This window comes from Variovorax sucrosi (assembly GCF_051216635.1).
Lineage (GTDB): Bacteria > Pseudomonadota > Gammaproteobacteria > Burkholderiales > Burkholderiaceae_C > Variovorax.
In genome coordinates, this window is record NZ_JBPJZU010000005.1 from 386429 (window position 1) to 398847 (window position 12419).

A 12419-nucleotide genomic window follows, 5' to 3' on the forward strand; every position below is an offset into this window, starting at 1 on the left:
TCGATTCAGCGTGCAACGGTTTCGAGAAACAGGAAATCCGCCAGCAGGCGCGGCCCGCCCGGGTTGGCGGGGAGCGATTCGCGCAACGCGGCCAGGTAGGTCGGCGCGAGTTCGTAGGGCGGTCGATCTGCCACGCGGTCGAACGGGGCAGGGGACGCGAGCACTGCCACCAGCACCGTGCCGAAGGGCGGGCTCACCAGCCAGCTGCTGGGCATGTCGTCGCCCAGGGTGAGGGTCTGGCTCGCCCGCAGGGGGGCACCGCCCGGCGGCGTCAGGTGCAGCACGGCGCCCTCGCTGTTGTAGTAGTCGACGTGCAGATGGGTGCTGTGGCCGGGGCCGGTGACCTGGAGGCGCACCGGGTCGCCTTCGCGCAGACGTCCACCCGGCGCGGAGAGGGCCTGCACCTGCAGGCCTGCCTTGCTGTCGCGGTTGCGCATCTGGTAGGGCTTGAGCAGCGCGGCGACCTCGCAATAGGGCCAGCCGCGGATGCGCAGGTCGAATTCGGGCGCGGGGGCGCCGGGCAGGGCCGTGATCTCCTGGCGCACGCGGGCGCCGTCCTCGGAACTGGCGACGAAGCCGCTGACCTGCGCCCGGCCGTCGACTGCGGCGCCCAGCGCCAGGTCGGCACAGGCATAGCGCTGGAGTTGCTGGGCGACGCCGCCGGTCGGCGGCGTCGCGGGCGCCGGGATGCCGGTCAGCAGCAGGCTCATCAAATAGGTGGAGGGCACCAGCAGCGCCAGGGCGCCACCGGCGCGCACCAGGGCGCGGCGGCGACGCTGCGGCTGTCGGGGCGCCGGCGGATCCGGCAGGGCATAGGGCTGGGGCGTCAGCCGCAGCCGCGGCAGCGTGGCGAGCGGCAGCGGCGGCGTCGGCAGTTGCCCGGCGTGCAAGGTCTGCAGCTTGCCGCGTTCTCCGGCGGCCGCCGCCTCGAAGTAGTACTGCCCGCGAAAGCCCAGCGCCAGTGCGTACCAGTAGACCTCGCGCACCGCGCCGTCGTCCGGGCCGAGCGCCGCCAGGTGGTGGAAGAACTCGGTCGGGGCGTTGCTGGAATTGAACAGCACCGATTGCAGCGGGCTGGCGGCCTCGTCGGGGCTGGTCCGCTGCAGCAGCTCGTCGAACCAGGCCACGGCCGCGAAGCAGGCCGACTCGACCTGGTGGGCCGGCCACCCGCCTGCCAGTGCGCGCTGGCGGGCAGCGTCGATCAGCGCGCGCGCCCGCTGTCGCGCAGCGAAGCGGTCCGGCAGCGGGCCGCCCGCCTCGGACGTCGCCGCCAGCCCGAGGCCGAAGGCGAAGAAGCCGCAGAAGGCGTCGAGCAGGCGTGCCATGGCTGCCATGCCTAGACATCCGCCGCGGAAGGCAGGTCGTGCTCGTGCCCGAATCGATGGCCCATGCGCTGGCCCTGCTGGAATGAAAGTGAAAGAAATTCTTTTCACCGGTCTGCCTGCATGCCAATAGCGCTTGGGGCCTATGCCGTTCGGCCGCCGGCTGCGCCTTGCCGCGGGAGGCGATCACCGCTATCTTCAGCCGCTTTGGAGTTCATTCGAACCCCGGGACCCTCGCCATGAAAATCCTGATCGCCGACGATCACCGGCTCGTCATCGAAGCGGTCAAGGCCAAGCTGGCCGAACTCGAGCCCGGCATCGAGTTCGTGCTCGCCATGAGCGTCGACGAGCTGCTGCGTGCCGCCTCGGACGATCTGGACCTGGCCCTGATCGACCTCAACATGCCCGGCGCGGAAGGCCATTCGCACATCGACGAGATCCGCCGCCGCCATCCAGCCGTGCCGGTCATCGTGCTGTCGGGCACCGAGGATCCCGCGGTGATGCGCACGGCGCTCGAACGCGGTGTGCTGGGCTTCATTCCCAAGGCCTACTCCCCGGAGGTGATGATCTCCGCGGTGCGGCTGGTGCTCGCTGGCGGCGTATACGTGCCGCCGATGATGCTGTCGGCCGTGCCCGTCGGCATCGTGGCCGGCCTGCCGCCCGCCGAGCCGGTGCGCCACCTGGGCAACGGCCACGGCTCGACCCTCGACCATCTGCGCAACGTGCTGACCGACCGCCAGGTCGAGGTGCTCCAGCTGCTGTCGCAAGGCAAGCCCAACAAGCTGATCGGCCGCAGCCTGGGCATCAGCGAGGGAACGGTCAAGATCCACCTGGCGGCGATCTTCCGGGCGCTCAACGTGCGCAACCGCACCGAGGCCGTGGTGGCCGCGCAGGCGCTCACCGAAGCCTGACGCGCACCCAGCCGCTGGGCCGGGGAGCCGACACATCACGCAACACAATCGCGTGCGGGGGCGGGCGCAGCCGCCACAATCCAGTCCGATGAAAAAGATTCTCCTGCGTGCTCTCCTCGCGCTTGCTGCGCTGTCGGTTCTGTCCTGCGGCGGGGGCGGGGGTGGGGGCGGCGTCAGCGATGGTGGAGGGGGCGCGGCGGTAACGGTCAGCGCCGTCGACTGGGGCTTCGGCCTCACCGCCGCCGGCGTCGAGGCACAGGCCGGGGGGGGCAGCGGTGGCGGGGAGGGCGGTTCCAACGGGGCGGGCGGCAGCAGCGGCAGCAGCGGGGCCAGCGGCACCGGTGGCACCGGTGGCACCGGTGGCACCGGTGGCACCGGTGGCACCGGTGGCGGCACGGCTTCCGCGTCGGCCGGGGACAGTTCCGGCGTCGGCTCTGGCGGCACGGGCGCTTCGGCCTCGGCCGGCGATTCGGGCGATTCCGGCGTCGGCGGCGTCGGCGGCGTGGGCAGCATCATCGTCAATGGCGTGCGCTACGAAACCAGCGCCGCGGTGCTGAAGCTGCGCGATGTGCCGCTGCTGCAGCTCGGCATGACGGTGAAGGTGAACGGCCCCACCAACGCCGAATTCACCGCCGGCACCGCGACCGACGTCGAATCCGCCGTCGATCTGCGCGGCGTGGTCGACGCGGTGGATCCGGCCAGCGGGCGGTTCACGGCGCTTGGCAGCACCGTGATCACCGACAGCGCCACCGTCTGGGGCAACCTGGCCGGCCTGTCGGCGCTGGCGCCGGGTGCGACCGTCCAGGTCTGGGCCTTGCCCGCTGGCGCCGGCGTGCTGCAGGCGACCCGCATCGAGCAGCGCGACGCCGCGACGCCGATCCTCACCGGCACGCTTCAGAACCTGGACACCGCTGGCAGGCGCTTCAGCCTCGGCGGGCTGACGGTGGACTACGCCTCGGCCACGGTGGCGGCCGCAGCGCTGACGCCGGGCACCAACGTGCGGGTGCGCGCCGCTGCGCCCCCGGTCGGCGGCCGGTTGACTGTCACGTCGGTGGAGCCCTGGTACCCCGTATCCCTGAGAGAAGGCACGCGCCGCCAGCTCGGTGGCGTGGTGACCGACTTCGCTGGCGTCAACAGCTTCCGGCTGCTGGGAACGCCGGTGGATGCGTCGTCGGCCAGGGTCACCGGCGGCCCGTCGGCGTCATTGGCGTCATTGGGCAATGGCGCCGAGGTGGAGGTGGGCGGCACGGTGTCGAACGGCGTCCTCGTCGCCACCAAGCTCCGGATCAAGAAGGCGCCCGGCGGGCCCAGCACCGCGGTGTTCCAGGCCATCGGGCCGGTGGGCGCGTTCCGGTCGATCGCCGATTTCAAGGTGAAGGGGCAGCAGGTCGACGCCAGCGCGCCGGACGTTCAGTTCGTCAACGGCGCAGCGCCCAATCTGCGCAATGGCACCAAGGTCACCATCACCGGCGCCCGGATCGTCAACGACGTGCTGATCGCCACGCAGGTGGTGTTCGACTGAGGCGAAGGCCGAGGGCAGGCCCACGGCCGCCCTCGGCCGCGATCGCTTCACTGTCCTTTGCCGCGCCTGCAGGCGCTTTTTTCAGGATTCCGCTTGTCTTCTTCGAACGCCTTCCTCCCGACCCACACCCGGCTCGACGCCGCGATCATCGATCTCGACGGCACGCTGGTCGACACCCTCGGCGACTTCGTGGCGGCACTCAATGCCATGCTCGGCGAGCTCGGCCTGCCGGCGGTGAACGGGCAGGCGGTCGGTCGCATGGTCGGCAAGGGCGCCGAGCACCTGATCGCGTCGGTGCTGCAGCATGTGGGCGCACCCGAGGCGGCGTACACGCAGGCGTTTGCCCTCTACCAGTACCACTACGAAGGCATCAACGGGCAGCACGCGACGGTCTATGCCGGCGTGCCCGAAGGTCTGCAGGCGCTGCGGGAGCGCGGCCTGCGCCTGGCGTGCCTGACCAACAAGCCGACGGCGTTCGCGCGCTCGCTGCTCGCGACCAAAGGCCTCGACGATTTCTTCGAGGTGGTCTTCGGCGGCGACGCCTTCGAGCGCAAGAAGCCCGACCCGCTGCCGCTGCTGAAAACCTGCGAGGCACTCGGTACCGAGCCCGCGCGCACCTTGATGGTCGGCGATTCGAGCAACGACGCGCGCGCCGCGCGGGCGGCCGGCTGCCCGGTAGTGCTGGTGAGCTATGGCTACAACCACGGCGAGCTGGTGCGGGCGGTCGATGCCGACGGCTTCATCGATTCGCTGGCCGAACTGGCTGGCGGCACAGTGCTCGGCTAAACTTGCCGCTCCATGTTCATTCATCACGTCATCAAGACAGGGCAAGGCTGCCGGGGAGCCTGGCTTTGGCGCACGCCAACGTCATTGCCTGTTTGATGGCACGGCGCACGCCGTGCGCCCGCGGCCCCCGTCGAATTTCCGACGCCCGGCCAATTTCCTGAATGACCCGCCAGCGACCGACGAAACGTCGACTGGCCGACGGAGACCCCCACCGTGATCACCGAACTCGAATTCAAAAGCCTCAGCGCGCAGGGCTACAACCGCATCCCGCTGATGGCCGAGGCCTTTGCCGACCTCGAAACCCCGCTCTCGCTCTACCTGAAGCTGGCCCACACCAAGGACGGCGGCAAGTACAGCTTCCTGCTCGAATCCGTCGTCGGTGGCGAGCGCTTCGGCCGCTACAGCTTCATCGGCCTCCCGGCGCGCACGCTGATCCGCGCCAGCGGCTTCGGCGCCGCGGCGCGCACCGAGGTCGTGACCGACGGCCAGGTCGTCGAAACGGCCGAAGGCAATCCGCTCGACTTCATCGCGGCCTACCAGAAGCGCTTCAAGGTCGCGTTGCGGCCCGGCCTGCCGCGCTTTTGCGGCGGTCTGGCCGGCTACTTCGGCTACGACGCGGTGCGCTACGTCGAAAAGAAGCTCGAAGCCACCTGCCCGCCCGACACGCTCGGCTGCCCCGACATCCTGCTGCTGCAGTGCGAGGAGCTGGCGGTCATCGACAACCTGTCGGGCAAGCTCTACCTCATCGTCTACGCCGACCCGGCGCAGCCCGAGGCGTATGCGAATGCCAAGCGCCGGCTGCGTGAACTGCGCGAGCAGCTCAAGTACTCGGTCAGCGCCCCGCAGGTGAAGCCGTCGCAGGCGCATCCCGCCGAACGCAGCTTCGCCAAGGCCGACTACATCGCGGCGGTCGAGCGCGCCAAGGAGCTGATCGCCGCCGGCGACTTCATGCAGGTGCAGATCGGACAGCGCATCAGCAAGCGCTACACCGAGGCGCCGCTGTCGCTCTACCGCGCGCTGCGTTCGCTGAACCCCTCGCCCTACATGTTCTATTACCACCTGGGCGACTTCCATGTGGTGGCGGCGTCGCCGGAGATCCTGGTGCGCCAGGAAAGCATGCCGGGCGGCGAGCAGAAAGTGACGATCCGCCCGCTGGCCGGCACCCGGCCGCGCGGCGCCTCGCTGGAGCTCGACAAGGCCGCCGAGCTGGAACTGATCAACGATCCGAAGGAGCGCGCCGAGCATGTGATGCTGATCGACCTGGCGCGCAACGACATCGGCCGCATCGCGAAGACCGGCACCGTGAAGGTGACCGAGGCCTTCGCGGTCGAGCGCTACAGCCATGTGATGCACATCGTGAGCAACGTCGAAGGCACGCTGAAGGACGGCATGACCGCGATCGACGTGCTCAAGGCCACCTTTCCGGCCGGTACGCTGACCGGCGCGCCGAAAGTGCATGCGATGGAGCTGATCGACCAGCTCGAGCCGACCAAGCGCGGCCTCTATGGCGGCGCCTGCGGCTACATCAGCTATGCGGGCGACATGGACGTCGCCATCACGATCCGCACCGGTGTCATCAAGGACCAGGTGCTGCATGTGCAGGCCGCGGCAGGCGTGGTGGCCGACTCGGTGCCGGAACTGGAATGGAAAGAGACCGAAGCCAAGGCGCGTGCGCTGTTGCGCGCGGCCGAACTGGTGGAAGAGGGACTGGAATGATGGCCGACGACAACACACCCAACAACGACTTCTCCCACGAGATCATCGGCGCTGCCGTCGAGGTGCAGCGCGTGCTCGGCACCGGCCTGCCAGAAGCGGTGTATGCCGCCGCGCTCGCCATCGAACTGGCCGAGCGCGAGATCGGCTTCGAGCGCGACGTGCCGGTCGCGGCGAGCTACAAGGGCCGCGCGCTCGGCGACGTCTGCCGCGCCGACTTCGTCATCGAACAGGCGATGGTGGTGCAGGTGCGGGCGGTCGATGCGCTCGACGACCTGCACCGCGCACAGGCGCAGGCGGCGGTGCGGCTGTCGGGCCACCGGCTCGGCCTGCTGATCAACTTCAACGTCTTCCCCGTGGTGAAGGGCGTGCATCGGATCGGAGCCAAGCCATGAAGCTGCTGATGGTCGACAACTACGATTCCTTCACCTACAACATCGTGCAGTACTTCGGCGAACTGGGGGCGGAGGTCGAGGTGGTGCGCAACGACGAGATCGACGTGGCCGGCATCGGCGAACGCATCGCAGCCGGCACGGCGCGGCTGGTGATCTCGCCCGGCCCCTGCTCGCCGGCGGAGGCGGGGGTGTCGGTGGCGGCGATCCAGGCCTTCGCGGGCCGCCTGCCAATCCTGGGTGTGTGCCTCGGTCACCAGGCCATCGGCGCGGCCTTCGGCGGGAAAATCGTGCGCGCGCAGCAGCTCATGCACGGCAAGACCAGCGAGATTACGACCACGCGCGAAGGCGTGTTCGCCGGGCTGCCCGAGAAGTTCACGGTGAATCGCTACCACTCGCTGGCGATCGAGCGCGACAGTTGCCCGGCCGAGCTGGCCATCACGGCGAGCACCTACGACGGCGAGATCATGGGCGTGCGCCACACCGGCTTCGCGCACGACGTGCGGATCGAGGGCGTGCAGTTCCATCCCGAATCCATCCTCACCGAGCACGGCCACGCCATGCTCAAGAACTTTCTGAACTGAGCCCATGCCGAACGCCACCGTCGATCTGCGCAGCGACACCGTCACCCAGCCCACGCCCGCCATGCGCGCCGCGATGGCCGCCGCGCCCCTGGGCGACGACGTCTTCGGCGCCGACCCCAGCGTCAACGCGCTGCAGGAAAAGATCGCATCGATGCTCGGCTTTGAGGCCGCGCTCTTCATGCCGACCGGCACGCAGAGCAATCTCTGCGCGATCCTGTCGCATTGCGGTCGCGGTGACGAGTACATCGTCGGCCAGCAGGCCCACTGCTACCGCTGGGAGGGCGGCGGCGCCGCGGTCTTCGGCAGCGTGCAGCCACAGCCGCTCGACCATGCGCCGGACGGCACGCTGCCGCTGGCGCAGATCGAGGCATCCATCAAGCCCGACGACGCGCACTTCGCGCGCACCAAGCTGCTGGCGCTGGAGAACACGCTGGGCGGCAAGCTGCTGCCCTTCGGCTACGTGCAGGCCGCCACCGACCTGGCCAAGTCGCGCGGGCTGCAGCGCCATCTCGACGGCGCGCGCGTCTTCAACGCGGCGACGGCCCAAGCCGCCGCGCTCGGCACCGACGTGCGCGCCGAGGCGCGCCGCATCGCGCAGTGCTTCGACAGCGTGTCGGTGTGTTTCAGCAAGGGGCTGGGCGCACCGGTCGGCTCGGCGCTGTGCGGTTCGCGCGAACTGATTGCGCGGGCGCATCGCATCCGCAAGATGGCGGGCGGCGGCATGCGCCAGGCTGGGCTGCTGGCGGCCGCCGCATCGCATGCGCTCGACCACCACATCGACCGGCTCGCCAGCGATCACGCACTGGCGCAACGGCTGACGGCGGGCCTGGCCGGCATCGAGGGGTTGCGGGTCGAGGCGCCACAGACCAACATCGTCTTCGTCGACCTGGAGGGCGCAGCGGCGTCACGTGCCACGGAATTGCTGGCGCACCTGAACGCGCGCGGCATCCTGGCGACGGGGCTGTACCGGCTGCGCTTCGTCACGCACCTGGATGTGGATGCGGGCGGGGTCGACCGCGCGCTGGTCGCGATCCGCGAATTCTTCGCGCACTGAGGGCTTGCGCATGCCGGACACCGCGCACCTCATCGCCTTCATCGTCGCGGGCTGGCTGCTCAACCTGACGCCCGGGCCCGACGTGCTTTACATCGTGAGCAACGCGCTGCGCTCAGGCGTGCGAGCGGGCATCGTCGCCGGGTTGGGTATCACCGCCGGCTGCTTCGTGCACATCGTGGCAGCAGCCGTGGGCGTGGGCACCTTGCTGGCCGCGTCGACGAATGCCTTCACGGTGCTCAAGGTCCTCGGCGCGGCCTACCTGCTGTATCTGGGCGCGCGCATGCTGTTCGCCAGGCCAGCGCCGGCGGTGGCGACCGAAGCCGCACCGGCAGTCGACGCGCCACGCGGGTTGAGGGCGATCTTCATGGGCGGCTTCTGGACAAACGTGCTCAACCCCAAGGTGGCGCTGTTCTTCCTGGCCTTCGTGCCGCAGTTCATCGCGCCCGACGCCGGCAACAAGGCGCTGGCGTTCGTGCTGCTGGGACTGCTGTTCAACCTCAACGCCATTCCGGTCAACACCGGCTGGGCCGTGGCGGCCGGCTGGCTGGCACGCCGCGGCACGGTGCGCCACTGGATGCGTGTGCTGGACCGCGTCGCCGGCGCCATGTTCATCGGCTTCGGCATCAAGCTCGCGCTGTCCGACAACCCGCTTTCTTCGCCAACACACTGACACGGGAGACACCATGCCCATCACCCCCCAGGAAGCGCTGCAGCGCACCATCGAGCACCGCGAGGTGTTTCACGACGAAATGCTGCACATCGTGCGGCTGATCATGAGCGGCGAGTGCTCGCCGGTGATGATGGCCGCGCTGATCACCGGCCTGCGCGTAAAGAAGGAAACCATCGGCGAGATCACCGCCGCCGCGCAGGTGATGCGCGAGGTCGCGACCAAGGTGTCGGTGGCGGACACGACGCACCTGGTCGACATCGTCGGCACCGGGGGCGATGGCTCGCACACCTTCAACATCTCGACCTGCTCGATGTTCGTCGCGGCCGCGGCGGGCGCCAAGGTGAGCAAGCACGGCGGGCGCAGCGTGAGCAGCAAGTCGGGCAGCGCCGACGTGCTGGAAGCCCTGGGCGTCAACATCAACCTGAAGCCCGAGCAGATTGCCCAGTGCATCGCCGAGGTCGGCATCGGCTTCATGTTCGCGCCCAACCACCACCCGGCGATGAAGAACGTCGCCCCGGTGCGCAAGGAATTGGGCATCAAGACCATCTTCAACATCCTCGGGCCACTGACCAATCCGGCCGGTGCGCCGAACATCCTGATGGGCGTGTTCCACCCCGACCTCGTGGGCATTCAGGTGCGCGCGCTGCAGCGGCTCGGCGCCGAGCACGCCCTCGTGGTCTACGGCCGCGACGGCATGGACGAGATCTCGCTCGGCGCGGCCACGATGGTCGGCGAGCTGAAGGACGGCGAAATCCGCGAGTACGAGCTGCATCCCGAGGACTTCGGCTTCGCGATGTCGAGCAACCGCGCGCTGCGCGTCGAGACGCCCGAGCAATCGATGGCGATGCTGCGCGGCGTGCTCGACAACGAGCCCGGCGCGGCCCGCGACATCGTGCTGCTCAACGCGGGCGCCGCGCTGTACGCGGCCAACGTGGCCACCTCGGTCGCCGACGGCGTGGCGAAGTCGCGCGCTGCGCTCGACAGCGGCGCGGCCAAGGCCAAGCTGGCCGACCTCGTGGCCGCCACCGCCGCCTTCTGACGAGAGAGAGAAAGCCCGACCCATGTCCGACATCCTGAACAAGATCATTGCCGTCAAGCACGAGGAAATTGCCGCCGCCAAGAAGCGCAGCCCGCTGGAGGCCGTGCGCTTTGACGCCGAGAGCCGTGTGCTCACCCGCGACTTCGTCGGCGCCTTGCGTAGCAAGATCGCCGGGGGCCAAGCCGCGGTCATCGCCGAGGTCAAGAAGGCCAGCCCGAGCAAGGGCGTGCTGCGCGCCGACTTCATCCCGGCCGACATCGCGCAGAGTTACGCCGAGGGCGACGGCACCATCAGCGCGGCCTGCCTGTCGGTGCTGACCGATCGGCAGTTCTTCCAGGGCGGCATCGATTTCCTGAAGCAGGCGCGTGCGTCTTGCGACCTGCCGGTGCTGCGCAAGGACTTCATGGTCGACGGGTACCAGATCTACGAATCGCGCGCGATGGGTGCCGACGCGGTGCTGCTGATCGCGGCCTGCCTCGACGATGCGCAGATGAAGGACTTCGAAGCGATCGCGCTCGGCCTGGGCATGGCGGTGCTGGTCGAGGTGCACGACGGCGCCGAACTCGATCGCGCGTTGAGGCTCCAGACGCCGCTCATCGGCGTCAACAACCGCAACCTGCGCAGCTTCGAGGTGTCGATCCAGACCACGCTCGACCTGCGTTCGCGCGTGCCGGCCGAGCGCCTGCTGGTCACCGAATCGGGCGTCGCGACGCGCGAAGACGTGGCGCGACTGCGCGCGGCGGACATCGATGCCTTCCTGGTCGGCGAGGCCTTCATGCGCGCGCCCGAGCCCGGGGAGGCGCTGGCGGATCTGTTCCGGTGATGGTGGCGACGCAGCTCACGAGCGCCGACCCGGCGGGCTGGCCGGTCGCGCCGGGCTGGCAGGCGCTGGTCGACGACTTCTTTGCAAGCCCCGTGGGCGTCACGCTGCAGGGTTTCCTGCGCGAGCGGCTGGAGGCCGGCGCGGTCGTCTTCCCGCCGCAGCCGCTGCGTGCGCTGGAGCTCACGCCGCCGGAGCAGGTGCGCGTCGTGATCCTGGGGCAGGACCCGTACCACGGCCGCGGGCAGGCCGAGGGCCTGGCCTTCTCGGTCGCCCCCGGCGTGCCGCTACCGCCGTCGCTGCGCAACATCTTCAAGGAACTGCAGCGCGATCTCGGCACGCCACCGCCGCCCTTCCCGCAGCCGGGCGGCAGTCTGGTGCGCTGGGCCACGCACGGCGTGCTGTTGCTCAACACCTGCCTGACGGTGGAGGAGGGCCAGGCGGCCAGCCATTCGGGACGCGGCTGGGAAGTGCTGACCGATGCGGTGATCCGGCATGTGGCGGCCGGCGATCGGCCGGTCGTGTTCATGCTGTGGGGCTCGCATGCGCAGAGCAAGCGCGCGCTGATCGATGCAACCCGGCACCGCGTCCTGATTGCCAACCATCCATCACCGCTGTCGGCCTTGCGTCCGCCGCTGCCTTTCATCGGGTGCGGTCACTTCGGCGAAGCGCGTGCCTGGCGGGAGCAGCACGGGGGTTGAAGCGGCCGCTCTTGTTTTTGTAGCTCGTCGCAGGGGCGCAACGGCCGGAGCCGCCAAAAACACGGTTTTCGATGCTCTGGCATGAGGCCGCGGCTTCGGAAGTGACTTCAAACCGTGCTATATTTCGAGGTTCGCCGGAGAGGTGGCCGAGTGGTTAATGGCAGCAGACTGTAAATCTGCCCTCTTACGAGTACGCTGGTTCGAATCCAGCCCTCTCCACCAGCGATGAATTTGGTTTCTAAGAGCGATTGGAACGAGCGCTTTGGGTGCCTTGAAGTGCCCCCGATGCGGGAGTAGTTCAATGGTAGAACCCCAGCCTTCCAAGCTGATGACGCGGGTTCGATTCCCGTCTCCCGCTCCAGAGACCCGGTTCAGCGCCGGAAGCGATTGGTTAGACAAAAAGCCCTTTTGGCTCAGTGGTAGAGCACTCCCTTGGTAAGGGAGAGGTCGCGGGTCCGATTCCCGCAAAGGGCACCAAATCTGTCGGGGTTGCAGCCGTCGCGCGTGCGGCCCCATGTGAATGTGTTGATCTCGTTTTTTTCGGAGTCGAGAAAATGGCAAAAGGTAAATTCACCCGCACCAAGCCGCACGTGAACGTGGGCACGATCGGTCACGTCGACCATGGCAAGACCACGCTGACGGCGGCGATCGCCACGGTGCTGTCGGCCAAGTTTGGCGGCGAAGCCAAGGCGTACGACCAGATCGACGCGGCGCCCGAAGAAAAGGCCCGCGGCATCACGATCAACACCGCCCACGTCGAGTACGAAACGGCCAACCGCCACTACGCTCACGTCGACTGCCCCGGCCACGCCGACTATGTGAAGAACATGATCACCGGTGCTGCCCAAATGGACGGCGCCATCCTGGTGTGCTCGGCCGCCGACGGCCCGATGCCCCAGACCCGT

13 protein-coding genes and 3 tRNA genes are annotated in these 12419 nt (G+C 68.9%); 15 read left to right on the forward strand and 1 reads right to left on the reverse strand.

Annotated elements, in window-relative coordinates; translation table 11 throughout:
• Nucleotides 1–5: 5 nt before the first annotated feature.
• Nucleotides 6–1334 carry a DotU family type IV/VI secretion system protein gene (locus ACSFBE_RS12550; protein ID WP_435490721.1) on the reverse strand — a complete coding sequence of 443 codons (1329 nt, stop codon included), beginning with the start codon at nt 1332–1334 and terminating at the stop codon, nt 6–8.
• Nucleotides 1335–1561: 227 nt separating this feature from the next.
• On the opposite strand from ACSFBE_RS12550, the gene ACSFBE_RS12555 reads away from it, so the two are divergent.
• The 15 genes from ACSFBE_RS12555 to ACSFBE_RS12625 form a co-directional block, all read left to right on the forward strand.
• Nucleotides 1562–2233 carry a response regulator gene (locus ACSFBE_RS12555; protein WP_435490722.1) on the forward strand — a complete coding sequence of 224 codons (672 nt, stop codon included), beginning with the start codon at nt 1562–1564 and terminating at the stop codon, nt 2231–2233.
• Nucleotides 2234–2321: 88 nt separating this feature from the next.
• A complete protein-coding gene (locus ACSFBE_RS12560; RefSeq protein WP_435490723.1) occupies nt 2322–3755 on the forward strand; it encodes a DUF5666 domain-containing protein in 1434 nt (477 codons plus the stop codon).
• Between the two features lie 93 nt (nt 3756–3848).
• On the forward strand, nt 3849–4541 hold the full coding sequence (locus ACSFBE_RS12565; RefSeq protein ID WP_435490724.1) for a phosphoglycolate phosphatase: 693 nt from the start codon (nt 3849–3851) through the stop codon (nt 4539–4541).
• A 213-nt stretch (nt 4542–4754) separates the two neighbouring features.
• Complete coding sequence (trpE, locus tag ACSFBE_RS12570) at nt 4755–6257, forward strand: anthranilate synthase component I (protein ID WP_435490725.1); 1503 nt, start codon at nt 4755–4757, stop codon at nt 6255–6257.
• The gene (locus ACSFBE_RS12575) at nt 6257–6649 is read left to right on the forward strand and encodes a GxxExxY protein (protein ID WP_435452229.1); all 393 of its coding nucleotides are present in this window, start codon (nt 6257–6259) and stop codon (nt 6647–6649) included. Before trpE ends, ACSFBE_RS12575 begins: the two co-directional genes overlap by 1 nt.
• Nucleotides 6646–7230 carry an anthranilate synthase component II gene (locus ACSFBE_RS12580; protein ID WP_435490726.1) on the forward strand — a complete coding sequence of 195 codons (585 nt, stop codon included), beginning with the start codon at nt 6646–6648 and terminating at the stop codon, nt 7228–7230. The genes ACSFBE_RS12575 and ACSFBE_RS12580 overlap by 4 nt, the downstream gene beginning before the upstream one ends.
• Before the next feature lie 4 nt (nt 7231–7234).
• On the forward strand, nt 7235–8284 hold the full coding sequence (gene ltaE / locus ACSFBE_RS12585; protein ID WP_435490727.1) for a low-specificity L-threonine aldolase: 1050 nt from the start codon (nt 7235–7237) through the stop codon (nt 8282–8284).
• 10 nt (nt 8285–8294) lie between these two features.
• Entirely contained in the window at nt 8295–8954 is a 660-nt protein-coding gene (locus ACSFBE_RS12590; protein WP_435490728.1) for a LysE family translocator, read from the forward strand.
• Between the two features lie 13 nt (nt 8955–8967).
• A complete protein-coding gene (trpD, locus tag ACSFBE_RS12595) occupies nt 8968–9993 on the forward strand; it encodes an anthranilate phosphoribosyltransferase (protein WP_435490729.1) in 1026 nt (341 codons plus the stop codon).
• A 22-nt stretch (nt 9994–10015) separates the two neighbouring features.
• Complete coding sequence (gene trpC, locus ACSFBE_RS12600; protein WP_435490730.1) at nt 10016–10816, forward strand: indole-3-glycerol phosphate synthase TrpC; 801 nt, start codon at nt 10016–10018, stop codon at nt 10814–10816.
• Complete coding sequence (locus tag ACSFBE_RS12605; protein ID WP_435490743.1) at nt 10816–11514, forward strand: uracil-DNA glycosylase; 699 nt, start codon at nt 10816–10818, stop codon at nt 11512–11514. The genes trpC and ACSFBE_RS12605 overlap by 1 nt, the downstream gene beginning before the upstream one ends.
• A 136-nt stretch (nt 11515–11650) precedes the next feature.
• Nucleotides 11651–11736 (forward strand) — tRNA-Tyr (locus tag ACSFBE_RS12610).
• Between the two features lie 65 nt (nt 11737–11801).
• A tRNA-Gly gene (locus ACSFBE_RS12615) sits at nt 11802–11875 on the forward strand.
• A 41-nt stretch (nt 11876–11916) separates the two neighbouring features.
• Nucleotides 11917–11991 (forward strand) — tRNA-Thr (locus ACSFBE_RS12620).
• A gap of 77 nt (nt 11992–12068) precedes the next feature.
• The coding region (locus ACSFBE_RS12625) for a GTP-binding protein (protein ID WP_435448179.1) at nt 12069–12419 on the forward strand (351 nt) is incomplete at its 3' end.

Excerpts from the sequence above, each read along its gene's own strand:
- ACSFBE_RS12590 (WP_435490728.1), top strand. The coding sequence starts at position 8,295 with ATGCCGGACACCGCGCACCTCATCGCCTTCATCGTCGCGGGCTGGCTG.
- trpD (WP_435490729.1), top strand. The coding sequence starts at position 8,968 with ATGCCCATCACCCCCCAGGAAGCGCTGCAGCGCACCATCGAGCACCGC.
- ACSFBE_RS12605 (WP_435490743.1), top strand. The coding sequence starts at position 10,816 with ATGGTGGCGACGCAGCTCACGAGCGCCGACCCGGCGGGCTGGCCGGTC.
- ACSFBE_RS12550 (WP_435490721.1), bottom strand. The coding sequence starts at position 1,334 with ATGGCAGCCATGGCACGCCTGCTCGACGCCTTCTGCGGCTTCTTCGCC.
- trpC (WP_435490730.1), top strand. The coding sequence starts at position 10,016 with ATGTCCGACATCCTGAACAAGATCATTGCCGTCAAGCACGAGGAAATT.
- ltaE (WP_435490727.1), top strand. The coding sequence starts at position 7,235 with ATGCCGAACGCCACCGTCGATCTGCGCAGCGACACCGTCACCCAGCCC.
- ACSFBE_RS12555 (WP_435490722.1), top strand. The coding sequence starts at position 1,562 with ATGAAAATCCTGATCGCCGACGATCACCGGCTCGTCATCGAAGCGGTC.
- ACSFBE_RS12580 (WP_435490726.1), top strand. The coding sequence starts at position 6,646 with ATGAAGCTGCTGATGGTCGACAACTACGATTCCTTCACCTACAACATC.
- ACSFBE_RS12560 (WP_435490723.1), top strand. The coding sequence starts at position 2,322 with ATGAAAAAGATTCTCCTGCGTGCTCTCCTCGCGCTTGCTGCGCTGTCG.
- ACSFBE_RS12575 (WP_435452229.1), top strand. The coding sequence starts at position 6,257 with ATGGCCGACGACAACACACCCAACAACGACTTCTCCCACGAGATCATC.